The sequence below is a fragment of the Pseudomonas avellanae BPIC 631 genome, assembly GCF_000444135.1.
GTDB lineage: Bacteria > Pseudomonadota > Gammaproteobacteria > Pseudomonadales > Pseudomonadaceae > Aquipseudomonas > Aquipseudomonas avellanae.
In genome coordinates this window covers 1-1,916 of the sequence record NZ_ATDK01000463.1, presented here as the reverse complement: position 1 = coordinate 1,916, position 1,916 = coordinate 1, and the positions used below count along the sequence as shown (strand labels likewise).

General features: G+C 46.8%; 1 protein-coding gene. It reads left to right on the top strand.

Annotated features, from left to right (window positions below; genetic code table 11):
- The first annotated feature begins 196 nt into the window (after positions 1 to 196).
- Positions 197 to 1,846, top strand: coding sequence for a hypothetical protein (locus tag DW49_RS1000000132930; protein ID WP_005619326.1), 1,650 nt, complete (start codon positions 197 to 199; stop codon positions 1,844 to 1,846).
- Positions 1,847 to 1,916: the final 70 nt, after the last annotated feature.

The window sequence follows — 1,916 nt, the reverse complement described above, 5'->3', positions numbered from 1 at the left end:
TACTGTTTTCGAAAAAACCAGCTACTAACTAACGTAAAATTCAAATTTTATCAATAACTTAGGTTGCAGGACACGGGTAAATTATTTCGCAAACAGTACACTAGTAAAGCTATCAGTCGTTGTACGCAATCCATTTGAGGAGCTTCTCTCGCGAACGCCTATACAGTCCAGTACCACGTCAACTATCGAAAGTTTTTTGACTGCGACTGACTGGGACTTAATTGTTTATGCTGCCGGGCGTCTGGCAATCAAAAATCCAAGAGTACATGAGCGAACCCTGTTCGCGGTGGCAGCCATATCGCAACTAAATATCACTCATTCTGAGTTTTTCCACTCTGCTGGCGAAGTAATTACGCTCGATTGTTTTATCGGTGTTGAAGGTAATTGGATTCTGAGACTCGATTCTGGCGACGTTGCGGTTCCAAATACCTTCATCGAGAAAGATTTGAAACGCTTCTGCGATTTTCGTGGCTTGAGTCTCGCAGATGGGAATTCTCCTTTGATTCAGAGGGTTAGGGGCGTAGGCCAGACAACCCGACGTTCGATCATCAAGCTCATCACTTCAGCGTTCCAAGAAGCTTCGCGATACGCAGCTGACCCCGAGAGCTTTCTGGCAGCTGGCAAGGCATGGATATACGCCGAGGCATCTCTTCCCAAGGTACATCAAAGAAAGCCATCCGCCGCGTCTTCAAACGTCCATCCAGCCACCCCGCCGGGGCCTCAACCTCTGTTTTCTGATTTCAAAAACGTCCGAGGGAAAGGTGAAGATGTAGCTGACCACGCTGATACCCTCCTCTTCCTAGCCAGCTGTCCAGGGGAAGCGTCCCCCTCCCAGTCATATACTCTGGGTAAGCGTTTTTTATATACATTAAAAAGCAAGCATACTTATGAGGCGTATAGGAAATTTGTTGAGCGCCTCCTGTTGTGGTCGATGCTAGTCAAGCTGAAACCTATTCAGTTTTTGACGCAAATTGATCTTCATGAGTTTTCCGAGTTCTCAAAGGCACCCCCTGGCTCTTGGGTTAGAACAACATTAGAGCATCGATTCATAAAAATTTGCGCGGGATCGAGGGCTCGAACCGCAGCGGTCACTACAGCCAATCCAGCTTGGCGACCCTATCGGTTGCCCATTCATGCGGACGCTAGACCAGGCCCTGTCTCATATCATGCATCTAACGAGACTGTGTCTGGCCAATTTGCAGTTATTCGAAGCTTCTATAATTTCTTACTATACGAAGGTGCTGTAGATTCAAATCCGCTGCTCAACAGAGCTGCTTTTCTTTCATACGGTCTGCAAAAAAAAGCCAGCCCTAGAAAACGGCAAGGTATTACTGAAGAAGTGTTCCGACATGTAATCGAAGGCTGCATGGAAAATTTGGACGGCTTTCACCTGATCAGGATGATTTTTATTATTTACACAATCAACGAGCTTCAGCTGTCCTGGGCGGAAGTCAGAGATCATGGAAGAAGCTTTACTCTCGATATGTTTAAGGCGGATGGCGAAGATTCGTGGTGCGCATCCATCAATACTAAGGGGGCACAGACGAAAGTGGTTCCGGTGAATAGAAATTATATTGAAACAGTCTTAAATCCATACGCTGAATTTGTCAGCAGTCGGGGGTTGAGTGGTGTTTCTGAGCAGTGGTTATTTTCCTCACTCACCGGAAACGAGTCAATTTCAGTTTATCGAATAACCAGAGTATTGAATGAGGTCTGCCGTGCAGCAGCATTGAAAATACAGCAAGAGGGTCATTCAAACGCCGTGGTGGAACGCTTACGGCATGTCACTATTAACGATCTGGCGAACGCCCCCAAGCCTGCGGCCTATATGAATCAATGGCTTTGAGGTTTCTGTGACCAGATACCGTGCTTCAAGCGCTTGACGCTTGGTAATCACTAGGGAAGGTCTGAAGTAG